The organism is Brucella sp. IR073, from assembly GCF_049065735.1.
Classification (GTDB): Bacteria; Pseudomonadota; Alphaproteobacteria; order Rhizobiales; family Rhizobiaceae; genus Paramesorhizobium.
Genome location: NZ_JBAKHD010000007.1, coordinates 1 through 21,066 on the forward strand (window position 1 = coordinate 1; position 21,066 = coordinate 21,066).

Genomic DNA, 21,066 nt, shown 5'->3' on the forward strand with positions numbered 1-21,066 from the left:
GGTCTTGAAACCGGCATAGACGGCAAGCTTTACGAGACGGCAATGGGAAGCCTGATCGGCGGGATTACCGCGCATTACGGCTATGCCAAGGCCACCATGGGCTCGGTCCACGGCCAGGGCGGGGTCGATGCCAACGGATATGGCTTCGGTGGCACGCTGACCTGGTATGGCGACGATGGCGTCTATGTCGATACTGTGGCGCAGACGACCTTCTACACCAACGACCTGACCTCGGACACGGCGCGGCGTTCCCTGGCCGACGATATAGACGGCTTCGGCTATGCGCTGAGCTTCGAAGCGGGCAAGCGGGTGGCCATCAACTCGAACTGGACGGTGACGCCGCAGGCGCAGCTCACCTGGTCATCGGTCACGTTTGACGGCTTCCGTGACACCTTCGATGCCCATGTGAGCCACGATCAGACCGATAGCCTGAAGGGCCGTCTCGGCATCTCCGCCGATTATGGCAATGCCTGGCGCGACGAGCAGGGGCGGCTGACCCAGACCCAGCTCTACGCCATCGCCAACCTCTCCTATGAGTTCGGCAAGGCGAGCAAGATCGAAGTGGCGGGCGTTCCCTTCGCCACACAGAACGACCGCTACTGGGGCGGCCTCGGCGGCGGCGGCACCTATAGCTGGGCCGACGGCAAATATGTGCTCTATGGCGAAGTCACCGTCGACACCAGCCTCGAGCACTTCACTGACAGCTACAGGTTGAACGGAAACCTGGGAATGAAGGTGAAGTGGTAATCGGGATTGGAAAAGCTCGAATAGTGTGCGCCGAATGGCCCCGGCCAAAAGGCCGGGACTTGCTCGGACGCGGCGGCGTCCTACTCCACCGGCCTCATCACAATTGTTTCGGCAGCAGGCGGTCCACGGCGTAGCGGCCGCCTCCGGCGATTGCAATGTGCAGAGCCACGAAACCGAGCATGAGGGGGTATTCAAGGCCCCGGTCGATCCAGGCGAAGGTCGGCGCGTGCGCGACGCAGATCACTGCCATCTCCACTGCAAGGGCGGCTGCAAAGGCGCGGGTCATGAACCCGGCGGCGACCGCGACGGCTCCGATGGTTTCAAGCAGCATGGCCGCGATGGCGAGCGCGTATGGAAACGGCAGATGCAGCACATTGGCGATCAAATTGGTCGCCCCCGCGAGCGGGTCGGCCATGGAGCCGTGCGGCAGTCCCAGGGCTTTCGGAATCCCGTGGGTGAGAATGATAAGCCCGAAGGAGGCCCGAAGCAGCGCGTAAGTGACCGGCTGCATGGCCGCGTAGAACGGCGCCAGCTTCGGAAACAGATAGGGCGTGGAAACATCCCGGTCTTCATGTTCCACTCGCAGATAGGATGTTTCCTCAGTCACGCAGTACCTCTTTCCCTTGTTCCTCTATATCGTCGGATGTTAGCGGCGGCGCTTGCGCGCGATAATCGGCCTCAAAATGAACGGCCCGTCCGGCTGGCCGGACAGAACGCGGCGTACGGCTTTTCGAACGGCGGCGACTGGATTGATGCCTCTTGCCGGATAATGCGCGGCTTAGTACCAGTGGAAGCCAAGCGTGAGGGGCGTCCCGGATGGTCAGCCGCGCGGGATTGAGAGGGATGATGGCTTCGCCGAATTTCGCTGACATCTCGAACTTCATTGCGGTCGTCGATGCCGGTGGCTTCCGCGTCGCCGCGCAGATCAAGCGTATCAACGCATCCACATTGAGCGATTCCATCAAGCGGCTCGAGGCGGATCTCGGTGTGCGGCTCCTCAACCGGACCACGCGGAGCATTACGCCCACGGAAGCCGGGACACGGCTTCTGGAGCGGGTGAAGCCGGCTTTTGCGGAGATCGAGGCGGCGGTCAACGATCTCCACGACGATGCCAGCCGCCCGGTCGGGACGCTGCGATTGAACGTGCCCGTTCCCGTGGCGCGGCATATTCTGCCGAAGATCATTCCAGGCTTCATGGAAAAATATCCCGGTGTGAATGTCGACGTGGTGATGGAGAACGATTTCACCGATGTGATCGGCCGAGGCTTCGATGCGGGCGTGCGGTATGAGGAAAGCATCGCCAAGGATATGATCGCCGTGCCCATCGGCCCGCGCCGCCAGCGCTTCGTCGCCGCGGCGTCGCCCGTCTATCTCGCCCGCCATGGCACGCCGGAGGACCCGCGTGCGCTCGCCAGCCACCGCCTGATCGGCAACCGTTTTCCCAGCGGAGCGGTGGGGACATGGGAATTCGAGCGTGGAGACGAAGTGCTGCGCATCGTGCCCGCCGGCCCGCTGGTCTCAAGCTCCATCGATCTGCAAATCGCCGGCGCCTTGGCCGGAGCGGGCATCATCTATACGTTCGAGGAATATGTGCACCCCCATTTCGATACGGGCGCGCTGGTGCCGGTTCTGGAGGAATGGTGGCAGGCATTTTCCGGCCCTTACCTTTATTATCCCAGCCGCCGCCACATGCCGTCGCCGCTGCGCGCTTTCGTGGATTATCTGTGGACGGCGCGGGGCTGAAACGGGCTTTGCATGGGCGGATTGTCCGATAAGGCGGACGGCCCGTTGGGGACTCCTGGTCTAATCGGCCGGGCATAGCGCCGTTAATCTATCCCTGTCTTTGATATAAGCAGGGAAGAGCCGGATGTCTTCGATCAGCATACCCTCGGAAGTCAGGAACAACTGGAAGATCTTGCTGATCGCGATGATCGGCACCGGTTGCGGCCTGCTCTCGATCACCTTCTACACGCAGGGGCTCTTTTTCGGGCCGGTATCGCGCGAATTCGGATGGAGCCGCGCCGAGTTCTTCACCAGCTATACGGTGCTCATGCTCCTCGGCGTCGTCACCGGTCCGCTGGTCGGCAAGCTCATTGCGCGCTATGGCATTCGCACGATTGGCCTCGCGGGGCTTGCCGGGCATGGCATCGGCTATCTTCTGCTGGCGATCAATCCCGGTTCGCTCGCGCTCTGGTATGTGAGCTACGCGCTGCTTTCGATCCTGGCGGCGGGCTCGCTCCCCATCACCTGGACCGCGCTTATCAGCCGGCATTTCCAATCGCGGCTCGGCCTTGCCATCGGCATCACCATGTCGGGCACGGGTGTTGCCGCGGCGCTCGCCCCCCTCTATGTCCAGTTCGGCTTGAGCGCATTCGGCTGGCGCATGACTTATGCGACGCTCGGCCTCATCGCCTGGGCGCTGGCGACCGTGACCGTGCTCGCACTCTACCGCAACGAGCGGCAAGAGGGTTCAAACGCTCCCCGGCAGGCAGGCGATCAAGAGGGGATGACGCCCGCGGCGGCCTATCGCGACTATCGTTTCTGGTTCCTCTGCACGGCCGTTTTCCTGCTGTCGCTGGCCGTCGGCGGCCTCGTTCCCAATTTCGTCCCGCTGCTGACCGAGAAGGGCATCGCGCCTGATGATGCCGGGCCTGTCATGAGCCTTCTCGGCATCGCCGTCATTGCCGGGCGCCTGACCGCAGGGGCGATCATGGACCGCCTGTGGGCCCCTGCCGTCTCTACGATCTACTTTGCAGGCACGATTGTGGGCATCCTGATGATCTGGACGTTCGCCTCGCTGCCCATCGCGCTGGCGGCAATTGCGGCCATTCTTGCCGGCCTCGCCCTCGGCGCGGAACTCGATATCATCGCTTATCTCACGCGGCGCTATTTCGGCTCCCGCCATTACTCGGAGATTTTTGGCGGCGTTTATGTCGCCTTCGCGGTGGGCGTTGGGCTTGCCGCGCCGATATGGGGTGCGCTCCATGACCTGAGCGGCAGCTATACGCCCCATCTCATCGGCTCGATCCTCGTCATCGCCGCCGCCCATGCGATGATCCTGGCGCTGGGGCGTTACCCAGCCAGCTTTGCGGGCCACATGGACTCTGCGCGTCCGCTCCTCACTGCCCAAAGCAACTCTACCAACTAAGCACACAGAACAGGAAATGACCCATGTCAAACATTGAACGTCGCGTCGCGATCGTCACCGGCTCCTCGCGTGGCATTGGCCGGGCGGCGGCGGAGCGACTCGCAGCGGATGGCCTCGCCGTGATCGTCAACTATGCCGGCAACGAGGCGGCGGCGCGGGAAGCGGTCGAGGCCATTCTGGCCGCCGGTGGCGAGGCCAAAGCCTTTAAGGCCGACGTCGCGAGCGAAGAGGAGGTCAAGGCGCTCTTCGACTTCGCGGAGCAGGCGTTCGGCGGCGTTGATGTCAGTGTAAACTGCGCCGGCGTGACGACGACGAAGCCGCTCGTCGAATTCACCGTGGAAGAGTTCGACCGCATCCACGCGATCAATGTCCGCGGAACCTTCCTCATATCGCGCGAGGCGGCCCGCCGCATGCGGGCGGGCGGCGCAATCATCAATATCTCCACCTCGGCAGAGCGCCAGGCGCTGCCCGGCTACGCCCCCTACGCCATGTCGAAGGGGGCCGTGGAAGGGCTGAACCTGATCCTCGCCCGCGAACTCAGGGGCCGGGACATCACCGTCAATGCCGTCGCGCCGGGGCCGGTGGCAACGGAACTGTTCTTCCAGGGTAAGGACGAGGCGACGATAGAGCGCATCGCGAGCTTCAACCCCTTCAACCGCATCGGCCAGCCATCGGAAATCGCCGAGGTCATCTCTTTCCTCGCCGGTCCCGCCCGCTGGATCAACGGTCAGACCATCTTCGTCAATGGCGGGATGAACTGACCGCCAAGGCTGTTTTGCGGGCGAGCAGCTCAGTTTTCAGATAGCCAATGCGCTTTGCCGCAGGACGTCGATGAAGGCACGCAGCGCCGGAGGCACGCGCCGATGGCCGGGGTAATAGAACTTCAGCCCTTCGCTCGGAGGGCACCAATCCTCGAGCACGGATTTCAGGCGCCCCGCCGCCAGATGGGGCGCCGCTGCCAGGTCCATGATGTAGGCAATCCCCAGGCCGTTCAGCGCGGCTTCGATCATCAGGTCCTGATCGTCGAGGACCACGCCGCCGGGGACATCCACCGTGATTTCGCTGCCATGCCGTTCGAATTCCCAGCGGTAGAGCTTGCCGCTCGGCATACGGTGGCGGATGCAGCGGTGGTTCATGAGATCGTCGGGTGTTTGCGGCTCGCCCGCCTCTCCGAGATAGGCGGGCGAGGCAACGCAAAGAAAGCGGCGCGGGCCTCCGAGGGCGACTGCGATCATGTCTCGCGGCACCGCTTCCGCCAGACGCACACCGGCATCGAAGCCTGCTTCGACGATATCGATGAGACGCCCCTCCGTGACGATATCGACGGAAATTTCCGGATGCCGCGCCATCACGCGAGGAACAACATCGCGGACGAGAATGTTGGCCGCCAATTGGGGCGCGTTGATGCGAACCGTTCCCGCGACCTTGCCGCGGAAAGGCGCCACGGCCTCCAGCGCCGCATCGAGTTCGCCGATTGCGGGTCCGAGGCGCGAAACCAATTCCGCGCCGGCCTCGGTCGGCGATACGCTGCGCGTCGTCCGGTTGAACAGACGGACGCCGAGCTGATCCTCCAAAGCGCGGATCGCATGGCTCAGCGTCGAGGGGGCAACGCCGAGCTCATCCGCAGCCGCACGGAAACTGCGATGCGAAGCGACGGTCAGAAAGGCCGTGAGGTCGTTGAGGGAAGGGCGCTCCATTGCTGGCGATTTTGCATCAACCCGTGCAAATTTCAATGTCTAATCACAGCAAAGCCGGTTCCCTATCTTGTTTCCGAGACAACAAGGAGAAAGATTATGAGCAAGACATGGTTCATCACCGGGGCATCTTCCGGCTTCGGACGATTACTGACGGAAAAGCTGCTGGCGCGCGGTGACAGGGTGGCGGCGACGAGCCGCAACACCACAGCTCTCGACGATCTGCGCGAACGCTATGGCGAGCGCCTCTGGACGTCGGCGCTGGACGTGCGGGATTTCCACGCGGTAGCGCAGACGGTCGATCGCGCTTTCGCTGATCTTGGCCGGATTGATGTGATCATAAGCAATGCCGGATATGGCGTGCTGGGCGCGGCGGAAGAGACGACCGATGCCCAGCTGCGCGACATCATGGATACCAATCTCCTCGGCTCGATTGTGCTGATCCGCTCGGCACTGCCGCATCTGCGCCGGCAGGGCGGCGGCCGCATCCTGCAAGTCTCGTCGGAAGGCGGGCAGATCGCTTATCCCGGCTTCAGCCTCTACCATGCGACCAAATGGGGCATCGAAGGCTTCGTGGAAACCGTGGCGAAGGAAGTCGCGCCGTTCGGCATCGATTTCGTGCTCGTCGAGCCAGGGCCGGCCAGGACCAAATTCGGACAGGGCATCGTGCAGCCCGAGCCAATCGCGGCCTATGACAGTACGCCCGCTCACAATACGCGCGTTGCGCTGCTGGGCGGCGATTGGGTGATTATCGGCGACCCAAATCGCATGACAGACGCCATGCTCGCAATTGCTGAAGAAGCCAAGCCGCCGCTTCGTCTGGCGCTTGGAAGCACATCTTACCAGGCGATCCGCGATGCCCTCACCAGCCGCCTTGACGAACTGGAAGCCTATCGGACAATCACCGTTTCAACGGATTACCCCGGGGAGGAACTTGTCTGATTGTAGTCACCTCAACAAGCCGCTCCCGCCGAGCTCATATTGGCGGGAGCGGCTCCTCCCATAATTACTTGTTCAGGTCGGTGGCCATCTTCAGATGGTGTTCCAAAGCGGGGAGGGTCTTTGCGGCCCAAGCCTTGAGATCAGGATTCTCGCCCTCTTCGCCGTAACGCTTGAAGAGATCGACCGCGTCTTCATGAACGTCTTCCTGATCCGACCGATATTGCTTCGTGAAATCTTCACCCTGAAGTTCCTTCAGCTCATTCAGCATGTCCTGATGGGCCGAAGACATCGCAGTGGGGAGGGTAGCTTTCACTTTTCCTGACGTGACCAAATTTTTAAGCTCATCGGACGTCTTTTGATGATCGGTCAGCATCTGCTGCGCGAAAGCCTTCGTCGTCGCGTCGGCACGTTCGAGTGCGAGCTTGCTCGATTCGATCTCGAACAAATCGCTGCTGGCAGCTTCCGTGACAAAATCCTGAGTCTTGGGCGCGACGCCCAGGACGGAATTCACGCCGGTCTTTTCGGCTGCCGATTGAGCAAAAGCAGCCGAACCAGCGGCAACAAAAATGATGGATGCACAAATAAGGGTTTTCATGGGCTCTCCTCTTAAATCCAAGCTGAAAACCCCTAACGGTCCGTTTTGGTTCCGGTTCAAACCCGCAAAACCTTCTCCAGGAACTTCAGAACGGCTGCTGCCACGGCTTCCGGCTGCTCCTCGGGCTGAAAGTGTCCGCAATTCCTGACAACATCGCCGCTTACATCGATCGCATAGGGACGGAGCGCAGCAGCGATGTCAGGAATCGAGCCCTGATCCGCGCTCAGGCCCAACACGGGCATGGTCAGCTTGCGCTTTTTCAACAGCGCCCTGTTCTGCTCTGCGGATTGAGCCGCCGAGCGATAGAAGCTCAAGCCGGCGCGCAACCCGCCCGGCGCACGGAATATCCTGACATATTCCGCCATCGCCTCTTCGGTATAGCATGAGGGGTCTGCGGTCTTTTCGCGGAAGAACCAACCCAGATATTCGCGTTCACGCCCTGCGATGAGCGCCTCCGGCAGATCCGGCACGGCGTGAAATGCGAAGTGCCAGGTCTTCCATGACTTATCCGGTGAAGATGGAAGCATCTCAGGCATCGTCACGGCTGGAATGCCCGCATCCATAAGGACCAGCGCGCTGATTTCCTCGCCGAACAATAAGGCGTAAGGAAAAGCGACCCAGGCGCCGACATCGTGGGCGACAAGGCTATAGCGCGTGACGCCAATGGCGTGGAGAAGCGCGTGGACGCGTTCAGCGACCGTCTGTGTATCGTAACCGTCCAACGGGCGGTCGCTGTCGCCTTGTCCCGGCAGGTCTATCGCAAGGACGCGGTACCGCTCGCCCAGCATCGGCATGACGTGCCGCCACGCATACCAAGATTCCGGGAAGCCCGCGAGAAGGACGACGGTTTCCGCCACATCCGCGCCGCCGGCGACATAATGAAATCGCAAGCCGTTCACGCGCGTGAACCTGTGCGCGAAGCCGTCAGGTGCTCGCGGCATATCCATATTTTCCATTGATGGTCTCCTTTGAAATAAAAGTCATCAGCCGGCAAAGAGCGAGCCGGCAATCAGGATGGAGCGATCCATGATCATTCCAGGATCTTGAGTGCCAGCGAGACAAAGGAGGCGGGATCGTCGGTGAATGCCTCCGCCTTCCCAACGACGCGCATTCCATAGAGCAGCGTCAGAAGCACATCCGCTACCGCCTGCGGGGAACTGGTCGTGGTGACCGAACCGTCGCGCTGACCTTGCTCGACCAGATCGGACAGGAGTTTTCGACGCCTTAGAAGCTGCTGGCGCAGAATGTCGCCGGCGAAGGCGAACTGCGGCATTTCCGCAATTCCTGCAACCATCAGGCAGCCGAGTTTTCCCTCCTTGCCCTGGCTCAGCTCCACATAGATGCGGAGCAGGGCCGCAAGCCGGGCCCGTCCGTTTTCGGCCTGCGCCAGGATCGCGGAAATCCGCGTCTCACGCAGCGCGATGTATCTTTCCAACGCCTTCGCGAACAGGCCTTCCTTGTCCTGATAGGCCTTGTAGAGGCTACCGACTTTCACCCCGGTCATCCGGGTAAGGTCGTTTATCCCGATCGCGGAATATCCGGCTGAACTGAAGAGTTCGATTGCCTGATCGAGAAGCTTGTCTTCGTCGAAGAGCCTTGGACGTCCCCGGTTTCGTTGGCTGGAGTTTGCAACCATGGATGAGCCGAATAAATTATTGAGTGATCATTTCCTAAATTGGGGGAAGAGGGATGTCAAGCCTTGCCAGCTTGAGGGTTTCGATGGCGTAAAAGGACGACGCGGGGGAGGGAAGCCGGCAAACGCTATCGCCGCTGGCAGCTTCTCGTGCCCGCTCAACGGAAGCGTTTTGTATGGCAGGTGTTGCTGCTTTTCCTCTACGCCTTCGCGCGTTGATCTGGTATTGCGTTTTGGAGCGCTAATATAGCGCTTCCCGATCTGTCCTGCGGATGTTGCGATTCATTGGCAAAAGCCAGGCTGGTCCGGTGAGGGGTTACCAATAGAGATTCAAGGCGGGATGCCCGCCCCATTGCCACGCTTCCCGCACGGGAGGCGGTGGTCTCTACGAGAGCCTGAAGGATGCAAACGAATGGCGCAGATATCGAAGCGAAGCCTCAATCTGGATCCTGCCGTGGCCATCGGTCTTGCCGGGGCAATCGTCTTTTTTATCGTCAGCGGCTTTGTCTCCTATTTGAACCTGCAGGCCTTGCGGGAGGGCAATGCCGCGGTCATCCAGACGCATGTCACCATCGTTGGCCTGGATGAGCTGCTCTCGCAGGTTCAGGATGCCGAGACCGGCCAGCGCGGCTTCCTGCTCACCAACAATGAAAGCTATCTCGCCCCCTATAATACGGCGCTCCAGGCTATCCCGCGTGCGCTCGATAATATCGCCGAACGCATAGCCGACAATCCGGGGCAGGGTGAGAGGCTCGCCGTGCTGCGGCAGCGCATCGAGGCCAAGCTTGCAGAGCTTCGCCACGCAATCGACCTTCGCCGCACCCAGGGGCTGGAGGCGGCGCTCGCCGTCGTCAATACGGACCGCGGCAAGATCGAAATGGACGGCATCCGCGCGCAGATCGCCGCCATGGCCCAGGGAGAAACCGAGATCCGGGTCCAGCGGCTCGAGGAAATGCGCGCCGCGGAACAAAAAGCGTTCTCCAGCACCCTCCTGTCGGCAATCCTGGGCATCGTGCTGACCGCGACCATCGCCTATCTGGTGCGGCGCGCCACCATGGCCCGCCGCCGGGACGAATGGCTGCAAACCGGCGAAATGGGCTTGGCTTCCGCGATGATCGGTGACCAGACCGTCGATCAGCTGGGCAACAACATTCTCGATTTCCTCGCGCAATATACGGGCGCGGTGGCAGGAGCCGTCTATACCGGCGGCGGCGATGGTTACCAAAGGGCCGCCGTCTATGGCGTGCCGGAACAGGCGAATATTCCCGCACAGTTCCGGCAGAGGGAAGGCTTGCTCGGACAGGCCGCCGCGGAAAGCCGGACGGTCGTCGTCGATGACGTGCCGGACGGCTATCTCACCTTCGGCTCGGCGCTCGGACGGGACAAGCCTCGGCATCTGGTGATTCTGCCGGGGCGGATCGATGGCTCGGTCAACGCGGTCATAGAGCTTGGCTTCCTGCGGCCGGCCGGCGAACAGGTCGTTACCCTTCTGGAGCGTGCGTCGAGCGCGGTCGCGGTGGCGGTCAGGTCGGCGGTCTATCGTAGTGAGCTTCAGAATCTCCTCGAGGAGACGCAGCGGCAATCCGAGGAATTGCAGGCCCAGAGCGAGGAGCTCCGCGTTTCCAATGAGGAACTGGAAGAACAGAGCCGGGCCTTGAAGGAATCCCAGACGCGGCTCGAGCAGCAGCAGGTCGAGCTGGAACAGACCAACACCCAGCTGGAAGAGCAGGCCCAGCAGCTCGAGACACAGCGGGACGAACTTGAACGGGTCAATGCCTCGGTCCAACTCAAGGCACGGGAACTCGAACAGGCGAGCCGGTATAAGTCCGACTTCCTTGCGAACATGTCGCATGAATTGCGCACGCCGCTGAATTCCTCGCTGATTCTCGCCAAGCTTCTGGCCGACAATCCCGACGGCAATTTGAGCGAGGAGCAGGTCAAATACGCAAAGACGATCCAGTCCTCGGGTAATGATCTCCTGACGCTCATCAATGACATTCTGGATCTCTCCAAGATCGAGGCCGGGCATGTAGAGATGAGGCCGGAAGTCGTTCCTCTCGAACGGCTCGCCTATAATCTTCGCCAGGTCTTCCAGCCCCTGGCCGAGCAGAAAAAGCTAGACCTGGCGGTGGAAATCGCACAGGACTGCCCTCCAGTGATCGAGACTGATCCGCAACGGCTGGAACAGGTTCTCAAAAACCTCCTTTCCAATGCCATCAAGTTCACGGATGCGGGCAGCGTCAAACTGTCGGTCGGTCCCGCTGGCGATGGCCGCCTGGTCTTCACGGTATCGGACACCGGAATCGGCATAGCGAAGGAACAGCAGCAAAACATCTTCGAAGCGTTCCATCAGGCCGACAGCACGATCAGCCGCAAATATGGCGGCACCGGCCTTGGCCTCTCCATCTCGCGTCAGCTCGTGCGCCTTCTGGGCGGGACGATCGGGCTGGAAAGCCAGCCGGGACAAGGCAGCACCTTTACCGTCACGATTCCGGCGTCTTACGATCCGTCCAAGGTCGAACCGCGCAGCGAGCCGCCCATCCCTCCCGCGACCGCACCCGCAATTGTCGAGGCGGAGCAGGTCCATGCGAAACCGCGGCGGGCGGCGCGCAGGCTCAAAGACGACCGCGACGCGCTGAGCGAGGCAAAGCGCGTCCTGCTGGTTATCGAAGACGACGCCAGCTTCGCCGCCATCGTGCGCGACTTGTCGCGAGAGATGGGCTTTCAGACACTCATCGCGGGCACCGCCGAAGAGGCGCTGGGCCTCGCCAAGGAATTCATGCCCAGCGCCATCGTGCTCGATATCGGCCTGCCTGACCATTCGGGCCTCGCGGTTCTCGACCGGCTCAAAAACGATGTCCAGACCCGCCATATTCCCATCCATGTGGTTTCAGGCGCGGATCATACCGAAACGGCCTATTCTTTGGGTGCTATCGGCTATGCCCGCAAGCCGGTCGATCGCGAGCAGCTCATCGAAATGCTACAGAAGCTGGAGGGCAGGCTTTCCCAGCGGGTTCATCGCGTGCTGATCGTCGAGGACGATCCGGTGCAGCGCGATGCCGTGGCTAAGCTATTGGGCTCCTCGGATGTCCAGACGGTGACGGCAAGCACGGCGGCGGAATGTCTCGACCTGTTAAAGACCGAAACCTTCGACTGCATGGTGCTCGATCTGACCTTGCCCGACGCCTCGGGCTATTCGCTTCTGGAATCCCTCAGTCATGAGAGCGCCTACGCCTTCCCGCCGGTTATCGTCTATACCGGCCGGGAGCTCACGGCGGACGATGAACAAAAGCTCCGGCGCTACTCGAAGTCGATCATCATCAAAGGGGCGAAGTCTCCCGAACGCCTGCTCGATGAAGTGAGCCTGTTCCTGCATCAAGTCATCTCGGAGCTCCCCGCCGAGCAGCAGAAAATGATCCGCAAGGCGCGCAACCGGGATGCCCTGCTCGAAGGCCGGCGCATCCTCGTCGTTGAAGACGATGTGCGCAATGTCTATGCCCTGACCAACATCCTCGAGCCGCGCGGAGCAATCGTCGAGATTGCCCGCAACGGACAGGAGGCGCTGGATGCCTTGGAAAAGGCTGCCAATGAGCGCAATACGCCCATCGACCTTGTCCTCATGGATGTGATGATGCCCGTCATGGACGGGCTTACGGCAACCCGCACAATCCGCAAAAACCCGGCTTGGAAGAAATTGCCGATCATCACCCTGACGGCCAAGGCGATGCCCGACGACCAGCAGCGCTGCATCGAAGCCGGTGCAAACGATTATATGGCCAAGCCTCTCGATGTGGAGAAGCTGCTGTCGCTTGTTCGTGTCTGGATGCCGAGATGAAGGACATGGCCGGTTTCGAGAAGATCGAAGACATAGAGATCCGGCTGCTGCTGGAGGCTCTGTTTCTCAAATATCACTATGATTTCCGCAATTATGCGATGGCGTCCATCAAGCGCCGCCTGAAGCAGGCGCGCGAGCAACTGGGCTTTGAGACCTTTTCCGCGATGCAGGAAAAGCTTCTGCACGATCCCGCCATGCTGCCGCAATTGCTGCGGTTCCTGACGGTCCAGGTCAGCGAGATGTTCCGCGACCCCGGCTACTTCAAGGCGATCCGCGAGAAAGTGGTGCCGCATCTGCGGACCTATCCTTCGCTCAAGGTCTGGGTCGCCGGATGCAGCCATGGCGAGGAATTATATTCGCTCGCGATCCTCTTCCGCGAGGAGGGGCTGGAAGACCGCACCATCTTCTATGCCACCGACATCAACCAGGAAGCGCTGCAGGCCGCGGAAGCCGGGATATTCCCATTGGATCGGGTGCAGCTTTTCACCGAAAATCATCGCAAATCGGGCGGAAAGTCGTCATTATCCGACTATTACCAGGCGGCTTATGGCAGGGTGACGTTCGACAAGACGCTGCGCCGCAACGTCGTGTTTTCGGACCATAGCCTCGTGACGGATGCCGTCTTCGGGGAGATGCATCTCATCTCCTGCCGCAACGTCATGATCTATTTCGACCGTGCATTGCAGGACCGCGCGCTGGGGCTTTTCAAGGATTCGCTGGCCCGCAAGGGATTTCTGGGGCTGGGGGCGAAAGAAAACCTGCGCTTCTCCCAGCACGCGAAAGCCTTTATAGATTTCGTCCCTACGGAGAGGATCTACCAGAGGCAGGGGGAATGATGGCGGTCCAACCAGAAGCCGTGGTCATCGGTGCGTCGGCGGGGGCCGTGGAAGCCCTCTCGGTGATCCTTCCGGCGCTGCCGAAGGATTTCAGCCTGCCGGTGATTGCGGTCGTGCATATTCCGCCCGACCGGCCGAGCGTGATGGCGGATCTTTTCCAGGCCAAGTGCCGGCTTCCCGTGCGCGAGGCCGAGGACAAGGAACCGTTGGCGGGCGGCACGATCTATTTTGCACCGCCCGATTATCATCTGCTCATCGAAGCCGATAAAAGCCTGTCTCTTTCCAGTGACGAGCCTGTCTTTTTCTCGCGTCCCTCCATCGACGTGCTGTTCGAAAGCGCGGCGGATGCCTATGGACCGGCGCTGATTGCAATCGTGCTCACCGGCGCCAATAGTGACGGGGCAAAGGGCCTCTATGCCGTCGTTGAAGCGGGGGGAACCGCCATCGTGCAGGACCCTGACGATGCGTATGCCGCCGCAATGCCTGCCGCAGCCATTCATATGTGTCCGGGGGCCCATGTCATGCCGCTCCAGGCGATAGCGGCATTTCTCAGAGGGGTTTGATAAATGAGCCCAGTACCGTTGCTTCTGGTCGACGATCTCGAGGAGAACCTCCTGTCGCTCGAGGCGCTGCTTCGGCGCGATGAATTGCTGCTGTTAAAAGCGCGGTCAGGCGACGAGGCGCTGGAACTGCTGCTTCAGCACGACGTCGCGCTGGCGCTGGTCGATGTGCAGATGCCGGGGCTCGATGGTTTTGAGCTCGCCGAGCTGATGCGCGGCAATGAGCGGACAAGGCGCATTCCGATCATGTTCGTGACCGCCGGAACCACCGATGGCAGGCGCCGCTTCCGCGGCTACGAGGCCGGGGCGGTGGATTTCATTCAGAAGCCGATCGAACCGGATATTCTTCGCAGCAAGGTGGAGGTCTTCTTCGAACTTTATCGGCAAAGGCAGCAATTGGCCGCGCAACGCGACGAGCTGGCCTCGCAGGCCGAAGCATTAAGGCAAGCTGCCCAGCATAAGGATATTCTGCTGCGGGAGATCAATCACCGTATTAAAAATCTCTTCAGCCTTACCGCCGGCCTCATATCGCTGAGCGCGAAGCCGGCGACGAGCGTGGCGGAACTCGAGACCGACCTTCGCTCACGCCTGCAAGCGCTCGCGCGGGCGCATGAGCTCACCCTTCCCGATCTTGTCAGGGATGGCGGAGTTCCCCAGATTGCAACGACCGTCATCGCTCTCCTCAAAGCGATTGTCGCGCCGCACGAAAGCTTGGAGGGGGCTCGCATCGAGATCAGGGGTTCCGATGCGCCGCTTTCCGGCAAGGCGCTGACCTCGCTCGCCCTTCTGCTGCATGAATTGACCACCAACGCGGCAAAATACGGAGCGCTGTCGATCCCGGACGGACGGCTGGCAGTGGACGTCTCCGTAGTGGACGACGAATTGCACATGACCTGGGAGGAGCATTGCTCGCCCAACCTCAGCGAAGTCTATGACCGCAAAGGGTTTGGCACCACGCTCGAAAGGGCAGCCTTGCAGGGGCTGAAAGCGACATTATCGCGCGACTGGTGGAGCGGCGGCCTGTTGCTGTCGCTGAAAATCCCGTTGACGAGCCTGGGCGCTGAATCATCCGCGCAACAGGCCTCCAATGCGGCGTCTCCTGTCGTCTAATGCCCATGCATAAAATAAGCCCCGGCGCCCTTTGGCGAACCCTGGAATTCCCAGCCATGCATGCATTGCAACCCTGCCTAGGAGAATTCCATAGTAGTCCTCTTACTCATGGCAATGTACTTTCATCGGGAAAGATAATCCTGAAGAGAGTTCCCCATGATCAAGCCAATCAAACGCCTCGCAAAAGCTCTTCGTGGCCGTACGAGAGAAGAAAAAGAGTTCGCATATCTTTCGGAAGCTTGCGATCTGATCGATCTTGAATATCGTCAACGTCAGATTGATCGCGGCCTTCTGGGCGGACGCTGATGTGTTCTCTGACGGTCTTGGCCGGACCTGACTATTTTTAGCGCCGCTACCCATTCGCAACGTCCTCGCAATGCTGCCGTAATCTTGAGGGCAGACAAGGGCAGTGAAGGCCCGAGGGACGATGCGACTTCTGCTGATCGAGGATGAGAGGGAATTGGCGAACGCCTTGTCGGCGGCGCTCGGCAAGCATGGCATCGTCACGGATCACACCATGCATCTCGCCGACGCCTTGGAGCTGACGCGCCAGAATGATTACGATGCGATTCTCCTCGATCGCCGCCTGCCGGATGGCGAGGGGCTGAGTTTTATTCCAACATTGAGGCGGTCGGGCTCGGGCACGCCCATCATCGTGCTGACGGCGCGAAACGAGCCGCTGGAGCGGGTCGAGGGGCTGGATATCGGCGCCGATGATTATCTCGGCAAGCCCTTTCTCGTCGAGGAGTTGATGGCGCGGGTGCGCGCCGTGCTGCGGCGGCCATCTCATGTGGCGGAGCCGAAAATAATTGCCGGGCGCATGGTGATCGATCCCCTGCATCTGGACGTGACCATCGATGGGGCGCCGCTCGATCTTCCGCGCCGCGAACTCCTGGTGCTGGTGGCGCTCGCCAAGCGCAAGGACAAGACCGTTCTCCGCTCCGCGCTCGAAACGGCGGTCTATAATTACGAGGAAGAAATTCAGTCGAACGCGCTCGATGCGCATATTTCGCGTCTGCGCAAACGACTCTCCGATGCGGGAGCCGGCGTGACGATCCACAGCATCCGCGGCGTCGGCTATCTCCTGAAGGAGGAGTGATGGGTGAGGCGCAGAAGCCAAATCCATCGCTTTGGTGGCGGCTTAGCTGGCAGCTCAGCCTCGTTATCGTCGCTGTGGTCGTCTCTGTCATTGCAGGGCTGTGCGTTTGGGCGACGACGATCATGTCGCCCAACATCGCCATGGAGGACAAGGTCGTTTCGGCAATTGCCGGAGCCGTTTCCCGCGACAGCCGGAGCGGCCTGGCACTGCGAGATACCCCCGCGCTCACATCGTTGAAGGAGCAGAACGGCGGGCTTTGGTTCATTGCGTCGGGCATGGATGGCGCTTTCGTTTCCTATGGCCCGGTTCCCTCCGCCTATGTGGCTCTCGGTCCGCTGGTCCGCCTGTTCGAGGAGGCGGATCTGCGCGGATCGCCCGCAACCGGCGAGATTGCGACCATCGAGAATGCCAAAACGAGCGTCGGCGAGGTGCGGATCCTGTTTGGCGGCGTCGCCAACAAAGGCTGGCCTGTTCTCGCGCTGCTGGCGCGAAGCTACCCGATCTACATATCGTTGATTGCACTGGCCTTGCCCGCGATCTTTCTTGCTGTGCCGCGGATCGTCAGCCGTGCGCTGGCACGGGTGAGCGATGTCGCGCAAAGGGCCGCGGAGATCGAGCCGCGCCGTCCGGAAGCCCGCCTGCCGGTGGAGGGTATTCCGAGGGAGGTCGCCCCGCTGGTGATCGCCTTCAACGGCACGCTGGCGCGGCTGGACAGCGAATTCCGCAAACGGCGGCATTTTTTGATCGACGCGGCGCATGAACTGCGAACGCCCATCGCCATCATGCAGACGCGGATCGACGGAATGCCGGACGGACAGGAGCGCAGGCGCCTGATGGACGATGTCGCACGGCTGGCGGAAACGGCGGAACAGCTTCTCGATTTCGAACGCAACGACCAGGCCGCCGATCTCCACGAAACGGTCGATCTCGTGGACATCGCCCGCACGGTGGTGGCCGATCTTGCGCCGCTTGCGATTGCGGCGGGCTACCAGATCGCTTTCCAGAGCGAGGTGGAAGCACTGCCGCGCAAGGGCAGTCCGTCCGCCCTGCCACGGGCGATCAGCAATCTCGTTCGCAACGCCATTGATCATGGCGGCAATAGGGGAACAATCACGGTTTCGGTTTCAGCAGGCGGCGAGATCGCCGTGGCCGATGAGGGGCCGGGGATTCTGGCTGAACATCGGGAATTGGTGTTCGAGCCATTTTACCGCGTCACGCCGAAAAGCACCGGGGCAGGGCTGGGTCTGAGCCTGGTCAGGCAGGTGGTGTCCAACCATGGCGGGCAGGTCAACATCAAAAGCAGCGAAATGGGGACGCTGGTCGCGATCTATCTCTGAGCGCCATCCTGTAATGTTGCGGCAATTCTGCCCTCGCATGGTCGCTTCCGGAACATCCGTCACGGAGGCAAGGAACCGGTGCATAGCAATTCATCCAACAACAAAATAACCCGCCGGCATGCCGGGCTTCCGCCCCTAAAGCTCGTCGTCGTCCTGCCTTTCGTCTTCGCCGCCGGGTGCGCCTCGGTGCCTTTAACGGAAGGCGGGACGCTTACGTCCTATGGCAATCTCAGCGCGCCCAAGGGAAAACTGGCCAAAAAGCGGATTTATGTGGATGGCGCGCGGCTGGCCACGGTGAAGACGGTCAGCATCGTGCCGACAGGTTTCGTCCCCAGCGCCGCGGGCCGCGTAAAATCGGACGCCGACCGCGCGATGGTCGCTAACGCGCTTGACCGGGCGCTCTGCGTGGCGCTCAGCGATAGATATCAGATGGTTGCGGCCGGCCAGCCGGCGGATATGACCATCCGGTCCGTCGTCACCGACCTTGTCCCGACCGACAAAGCCATGGCCGGGGTCGCCACGGCGGTAAGCGTCGGCAGCGGCTTCGCGTTGCCGGTCAGTGTGCCGCGCTTGCCTGCCGGGCTCGGCGGCCTTGCGGTCGAAGCGGAGGCGGTCGACAGATCAGGCGTCCAGACTGCGGCCATAGTCTGGGCGCGCGGGGCGAATTCGATTCAGGATAAGCCGCGTGTTTCGGAGGTGGGTGATGCTTATGGCCTCGCCTCGAAATTCGCGGAGGATTTTTCCAAGATGCTCATTACGGGCAAAGAGCCGAAGGGGCTGGACATCGCCATTCCCTCAAGGCAGCGAGTGCAGTCCTGGCTGGGCGGCAAGCCGAAATATGCCGCGTGCGAAGCCTTCGGCCGCGCGCCCGGATTGCTGGGCGCGGTCGCAGGCAAATATGGACTGCCGCCGCAGTGGACCGACAAAAGGCCGAAGCCTGTTGGAGCAAATATTGCCAGCGTCTCGACAACAGCCAGAGCAGGAGCAGCCAGCAATTCCCCCGCCTCCGGGATATCTGGAGGCGGGGGAACTTAAGGCTCTCAGCCGAAGAACAGCGGGCGGTCTTCCGCGCCATCCCTGATACGGGTCGGCAGGCCGATCCGGTTGAGGAGGTTGAGGAAGGGCCGTGGCGGCAGTTCCTCGACATTGGCCATCTTGCCGACATCCCATGCGCCTTCTGCGATCAGTATCGCGGCGGCGGCGGCGGGGACGCCTGCCGTATAGGAGATGGCCTGGCTGCCGACTTCGGCATAGGCTTCCTCGTGGTCGGCGACATTATAGATGAAGACTTCGCGCTCCTTGCCGTCCTTGACGCCCTTCACCACATCGCCGATGCAGGTCTTGCCCTTGTAATCGGGCGCGAGCGAGGACGGGTCCGGCAGCACCGCTTTTACCACCTTGAGCGGGACGACTTCCTGCCCCTCGGCGGTCTTGATCGGCTGCTCGGAGAGGAGGCCGAGATTCTTCAGCACCGTGAAGACCGTGATGTAGCGCTCGCCGAAGCCCATCCAGAAGCGGACATCGGGCACGCCGAGATTCTGCGAGAGCGAATGGATCTCGTCATGACCGGTCATGTACGTGGTGCGCGTGCCGACGACGGGGAGATCCCAATCCTTGCGGATCTCGAACATCTTGTTGGAGGTCCACTTATTGTTCTGCCAGGACCAGACCTGGCCGGTAAATTCGCGGAAATTGATCTCCGGATCGAAATTGGTCGCGAAATAGCGGCCATGGTCGCCCGCATTCACATCGACGATGTCGATGGAATCGATGCGGTCGAAATATTCGTCCTTGGCGAGCCGCGCATAGGCATTGACCACGCCGGGATCGAAGCCGGCGCCGAGAATGGCCGTCACGCCGGCCTTTTCGCAATCCGCGCGGCGCTTCCACTCATAGTTCGCATACCAGGGCGGCGTTTCGCAGATCTTCAGCGGGTCTTCGTGGATGGCCGTGTCGATATAGGCCGCGCCGGTGGCGATACAGGCGGAAAACACCGGCATGTTGACGAAGGCCGAGCCCACATTGATGACGATCTCCACGCCCGTCTTCTGGATCAGGGCCTTGGTCGCTTCCACATCCAATGCGTCGAGCGCATGCGCCTCGAGCCGGCCTTCCACCTTGAGGCTCTTCTTTTCCCTGACAGAATCGATGATCGCCTGGCACTTGTCGAGCGTACGCGAGGCGATATGGATATCGCCGAGCACATCGTTGTTCTGGGCGCATTTATGAGCGACGACGTGGCCTACGCCACCGGCGCCGATGATAAGGATGTTCTTCTTCATTTAGGCTGGGGCCTCCTTCTTTCTTCACATCACCAGGAAGAGCCTCAGGACAGGCTCGACAGATAATCCTCAAACGAGAATTCGCGGACGACACGCAGGCTGCCGTCGAGCTCGCGCACGACAATCGACGGCATCTGCACGCCATTGAACCAGTTTTTCTTGACCATGGTGTAACCGGCGGCATCCTCGATGGAGATGCGGTCGCCGGGCTTCAGCGCATGATCGAAGGGGAACTCGCCGAAAATATCGCCGGCGAGGCAGGACTTGCCGCAGATCATGTAGCGGCGGTCGCCTGTTGAGGGGGACATGCGGGCGCTTTCCCGGTAGATCAGCAGGTCGAGCATGTGTGCCTCGACGGAGCTGTCGACGATGGCGATATCCTTGCCGTTGAAAAGCGTGTCGAGCACGGTGACTTCCAGTGTCGTGCTTTTGGTGATGGCGGCTTCGCCGGGCTCGAGATAGACCTGCACGCTGTAGCGCTGCGAAAAAGCCTTGAGCCGGTCGCAGAAAGCGTCGAGCGGGTAATTCTCGCCGGTGAAATGAATGCCGCCGCCAAGGCTGATCCAGTCGACCTTCGAGAACATCGAGCCGAATTTCTCCTCGATCTTATTGAGCGTCCGGTCGAACAGGCCAAAATCGGCGTTCTCGCAATTGTTGTGGATCATGAAGCCGTTGACGCGGTCGAGGACGGCGGCGACCTTTCCGGCATCCCACTCGCCGAGGCGGCTGAAGGGTCGCGCCGGGTCGGCAAGATCGAAGCTCGAAGAGCTGATGCCGGGGTTGAGCCGCAGCCCGCGGCTCAAATTTCCGGAACGGCCGGCGAAGCGTTCGAGCTGGCTGATCGAATTGAAGATGATCTTGTCGGCATTGGCCACCACCGCATCGATCTCATGGTCGGCATAGGCGACGCTATAGGCGTGGGTCTCGCCGCCGAACTTCTCGCGCCCGAGCCTCACCTCATTAAGCGAGGAGGAGGTGGTGCCGTCCATATAGTCGCGCATCAGGTCGAAGACGGACCATGTGGCGAAACATTTGAGCGCCAGCAGCAGCTTGGCGCCGGAATGCTCGCGGACATGCTTGATCGCCTGGAGATTGCGCAGGAGCTTGCTCTTGTCGATGAGATAATAGGGGGTCTGGATCGTCTCCATAGGGGATCCCGTCAAACAGAATAACGATGGAGCCACGGTTGCCCGTGGCGGCGGATGAGGCTGGAAATGGTCGAAAATGCTGAAGGGAGCCGTCAGGCTC

General features: G+C 61.1%; 19 protein-coding genes and 1 pseudogene. 13 read left to right on the forward strand and 7 right to left on the reverse strand.

The genetic code is table 11. The annotated features are described in order from the left end of the window. A partial coding sequence (locus tag ACOWVG_RS15130) for an autotransporter outer membrane beta-barrel domain-containing protein (RefSeq protein ID WP_420963112.1) occupies nucleotides 1-747 on the forward strand: 747 nt, incomplete at its 5' end. A gap of 97 nt (nucleotides 748-844) precedes the next feature. Here ACOWVG_RS15130 and ACOWVG_RS15135 read toward each other — a convergent pair. Then, complete coding sequence (locus ACOWVG_RS15135) at nucleotides 845-1,354, reverse strand: DoxX family protein (protein ID WP_420963113.1); 510 nt, start codon at nucleotides 1,352-1,354, stop codon at nucleotides 845-847. A gap of 236 nt (nucleotides 1,355-1,590) precedes the next feature. On the opposite strand from ACOWVG_RS15135, the gene ACOWVG_RS15140 reads away from it, so the two are divergent. The 3 genes from ACOWVG_RS15140 (at nucleotide 1,591) to ACOWVG_RS15150 (ending at nucleotide 4,656) form a co-directional block, all read left to right on the forward strand. Beyond that, nucleotides 1,591-2,490 (forward strand): LysR substrate-binding domain-containing protein, encoded by a 900-nt coding sequence (locus tag ACOWVG_RS15140; protein WP_420963114.1) that lies wholly within the window; start codon nucleotides 1,591-1,593, stop codon nucleotides 2,488-2,490. 124 nt (nucleotides 2,491-2,614) lie between these two features. Next, on the forward strand, nucleotides 2,615-3,895 hold the full coding sequence (locus tag ACOWVG_RS15145; RefSeq protein WP_420963115.1) for an MFS transporter: 1,281 nt from the start codon (nucleotides 2,615-2,617) through the stop codon (nucleotides 3,893-3,895). A gap of 23 nt (nucleotides 3,896-3,918) precedes the next feature. Continuing rightward, a complete protein-coding gene (locus tag ACOWVG_RS15150; RefSeq protein WP_420963116.1) occupies nucleotides 3,919-4,656 on the forward strand; it encodes an SDR family oxidoreductase in 738 nt (245 codons plus the stop codon). A gap of 36 nt (nucleotides 4,657-4,692) precedes the next feature. Here the strand turns inward: ACOWVG_RS15150 and ACOWVG_RS15155 are convergent, their stop codons facing one another. Next, nucleotides 4,693-5,592, reverse strand: a complete 900-nt coding sequence (locus tag ACOWVG_RS15155) for a LysR family transcriptional regulator (RefSeq protein ID WP_420963118.1) — start codon at nucleotides 5,590-5,592, stop codon at nucleotides 4,693-4,695. Nucleotides 5,593-5,688: 96 nt separating this feature from the next. On the opposite strand from ACOWVG_RS15155, the gene ACOWVG_RS15160 reads away from it, so the two are divergent. Beyond that, the gene (locus ACOWVG_RS15160) at nucleotides 5,689-6,531 is read left to right on the forward strand and encodes an SDR family oxidoreductase (RefSeq protein ID WP_420963120.1); all 843 of its coding nucleotides are present in this window, start codon (nucleotides 5,689-5,691) and stop codon (nucleotides 6,529-6,531) included. Between the two features lie 64 nt (nucleotides 6,532-6,595). Here the strand turns inward: ACOWVG_RS15160 and ACOWVG_RS15165 are convergent, their stop codons facing one another. The 3 genes from ACOWVG_RS15165 to ACOWVG_RS15175 all read right to left on the reverse strand — a co-directional run bounded on the left by ACOWVG_RS15165 (nucleotide 6,596) and on the right by ACOWVG_RS15175 (nucleotide 8,762). Continuing rightward, nucleotides 6,596-7,126, reverse strand: coding sequence for a DUF4142 domain-containing protein (locus tag ACOWVG_RS15165; protein WP_420963122.1), 531 nt, complete (start codon nucleotides 7,124-7,126; stop codon nucleotides 6,596-6,598). Between the two features lie 56 nt (nucleotides 7,127-7,182). Next, nucleotides 7,183-8,082: an alpha/beta fold hydrolase gene (locus ACOWVG_RS15170; protein ID WP_420963124.1), complete on the reverse strand. Its 900-nt coding sequence runs from the start codon at nucleotides 8,080-8,082 to the stop codon at nucleotides 7,183-7,185. Nucleotides 8,083-8,156: 74 nt separating this feature from the next. Beyond that, nucleotides 8,157-8,762: a TetR/AcrR family transcriptional regulator gene (locus ACOWVG_RS15175; protein WP_420963126.1), complete on the reverse strand. Its 606-nt coding sequence runs from the start codon at nucleotides 8,760-8,762 to the stop codon at nucleotides 8,157-8,159. 409 nt (nucleotides 8,763-9,171) lie between these two features. Here ACOWVG_RS15175 and ACOWVG_RS15180 point away from each other — a divergent pair, with 409 nt between their 5' ends. From ACOWVG_RS15180 to ACOWVG_RS15215, 8 genes and pseudogenes are all read left to right on the forward strand, one after another. After that, nucleotides 9,172-12,594, forward strand: a complete 3,423-nt coding sequence (locus tag ACOWVG_RS15180) for a response regulator (RefSeq protein ID WP_420963128.1) — start codon at nucleotides 9,172-9,174, stop codon at nucleotides 12,592-12,594. Then, complete coding sequence (locus ACOWVG_RS15185) at nucleotides 12,591-13,430, forward strand: CheR family methyltransferase (protein ID WP_420963129.1); 840 nt, start codon at nucleotides 12,591-12,593, stop codon at nucleotides 13,428-13,430. Before ACOWVG_RS15180 ends, ACOWVG_RS15185 begins: the two co-directional genes overlap by 4 nt. Continuing rightward, nucleotides 13,430-13,993 (forward strand): chemotaxis protein CheB, encoded by a 564-nt coding sequence (locus ACOWVG_RS15190; protein WP_420963131.1) that lies wholly within the window; start codon nucleotides 13,430-13,432, stop codon nucleotides 13,991-13,993. Before ACOWVG_RS15185 ends, ACOWVG_RS15190 begins: the two co-directional genes overlap by 1 nt. Before the next feature lie 3 nt (nucleotides 13,994-13,996). Further along, nucleotides 13,997-15,100: a sensor histidine kinase gene (locus ACOWVG_RS15195; protein ID WP_420963132.1), complete on the forward strand. Its 1,104-nt coding sequence runs from the start codon at nucleotides 13,997-13,999 to the stop codon at nucleotides 15,098-15,100. 156 nt (nucleotides 15,101-15,256) lie between these two features. Beyond that, a complete protein-coding gene (locus ACOWVG_RS15200) occupies nucleotides 15,257-15,406 on the forward strand; it encodes a DUF3563 family protein (protein WP_420963133.1) in 150 nt (49 codons plus the stop codon). Nucleotides 15,407-15,527: 121 nt separating this feature from the next. Further along, nucleotides 15,528-16,199: a response regulator transcription factor gene (locus tag ACOWVG_RS15205; protein WP_420963134.1), complete on the forward strand. Its 672-nt coding sequence runs from the start codon at nucleotides 15,528-15,530 to the stop codon at nucleotides 16,197-16,199. Next, entirely contained in the window at nucleotides 16,199-17,536 is a 1,338-nt protein-coding gene (locus ACOWVG_RS15210) for a sensor histidine kinase (protein WP_420963135.1), read from the forward strand. The genes ACOWVG_RS15205 and ACOWVG_RS15210 overlap by 1 nt, the downstream gene beginning before the upstream one ends. A gap of 153 nt (nucleotides 17,537-17,689) precedes the next feature. Then, a pseudogene (locus ACOWVG_RS15215) lies at nucleotides 17,690-18,475 on the forward strand (DUF3313 domain-containing protein); the annotation flags it as partial. A 101-nt stretch (nucleotides 18,476-18,576) separates the two neighbouring features. Here the strand turns inward: ACOWVG_RS15215 and ACOWVG_RS15220 are convergent. Continuing rightward, on the reverse strand, nucleotides 18,577-19,818 hold the full coding sequence (locus tag ACOWVG_RS15220; protein ID WP_420963136.1) for a saccharopine dehydrogenase family protein: 1,242 nt from the start codon (nucleotides 19,816-19,818) through the stop codon (nucleotides 18,577-18,579). 44 nt (nucleotides 19,819-19,862) lie between these two features. Further along, nucleotides 19,863-20,966 (reverse strand): carboxynorspermidine decarboxylase, encoded by a 1,104-nt coding sequence (gene nspC / locus ACOWVG_RS15225; RefSeq protein WP_420963137.1) that lies wholly within the window; start codon nucleotides 20,964-20,966, stop codon nucleotides 19,863-19,865. Nucleotides 20,967-21,066 lie beyond the last annotated feature (100 nt).

Coding starts and splice junctions, on each gene's coding strand:
- ACOWVG_RS15160 (WP_420963120.1), top strand. CDS start 5,689: ATGAGCAAGACATGGTTCATCACCGGGGCATCTTCCGGCTTCGGACGA.
- ACOWVG_RS15165 (WP_420963122.1), bottom strand. CDS start 7,126: ATGAAAACCCTTATTTGTGCATCCATCATTTTTGTTGCCGCTGGTTCG.
- ACOWVG_RS15220 (WP_420963136.1), bottom strand. CDS start 19,818: ATGAAGAAGAACATCCTTATCATCGGCGCCGGTGGCGTAGGCCACGTC.
- ACOWVG_RS15195 (WP_420963132.1), top strand. CDS start 13,997: ATGAGCCCAGTACCGTTGCTTCTGGTCGACGATCTCGAGGAGAACCTC.
- ACOWVG_RS15200 (WP_420963133.1), top strand. CDS start 15,257: ATGATCAAGCCAATCAAACGCCTCGCAAAAGCTCTTCGTGGCCGTACG.
- ACOWVG_RS15140 (WP_420963114.1), top strand. CDS start 1,591: ATGATGGCTTCGCCGAATTTCGCTGACATCTCGAACTTCATTGCGGTC.
- ACOWVG_RS15145 (WP_420963115.1), top strand. CDS start 2,615: ATGTCTTCGATCAGCATACCCTCGGAAGTCAGGAACAACTGGAAGATC.
- ACOWVG_RS15175 (WP_420963126.1), bottom strand. CDS start 8,762: ATGGTTGCAAACTCCAGCCAACGAAACCGGGGACGTCCAAGGCTCTTC.
- ACOWVG_RS15155 (WP_420963118.1), bottom strand. CDS start 5,592: ATGGAGCGCCCTTCCCTCAACGACCTCACGGCCTTTCTGACCGTCGCT.
- nspC (WP_420963137.1), bottom strand. CDS start 20,966: ATGGAGACGATCCAGACCCCCTATTATCTCATCGACAAGAGCAAGCTC.
- ACOWVG_RS15170 (WP_420963124.1), bottom strand. CDS start 8,082: ATGGAAAATATGGATATGCCGCGAGCACCTGACGGCTTCGCGCACAGG.
- ACOWVG_RS15180 (WP_420963128.1), top strand. CDS start 9,172: ATGGCGCAGATATCGAAGCGAAGCCTCAATCTGGATCCTGCCGTGGCC.
- ACOWVG_RS15185 (WP_420963129.1), top strand. CDS start 12,591: ATGAAGGACATGGCCGGTTTCGAGAAGATCGAAGACATAGAGATCCGG.
- ACOWVG_RS15150 (WP_420963116.1), top strand. CDS start 3,919: ATGTCAAACATTGAACGTCGCGTCGCGATCGTCACCGGCTCCTCGCGT.
- ACOWVG_RS15210 (WP_420963135.1), top strand. CDS start 16,199: ATGGGTGAGGCGCAGAAGCCAAATCCATCGCTTTGGTGGCGGCTTAGC.
- ACOWVG_RS15190 (WP_420963131.1), top strand. CDS start 13,430: ATGGCGGTCCAACCAGAAGCCGTGGTCATCGGTGCGTCGGCGGGGGCC.
- ACOWVG_RS15205 (WP_420963134.1), top strand. CDS start 15,528: ATGCGACTTCTGCTGATCGAGGATGAGAGGGAATTGGCGAACGCCTTG.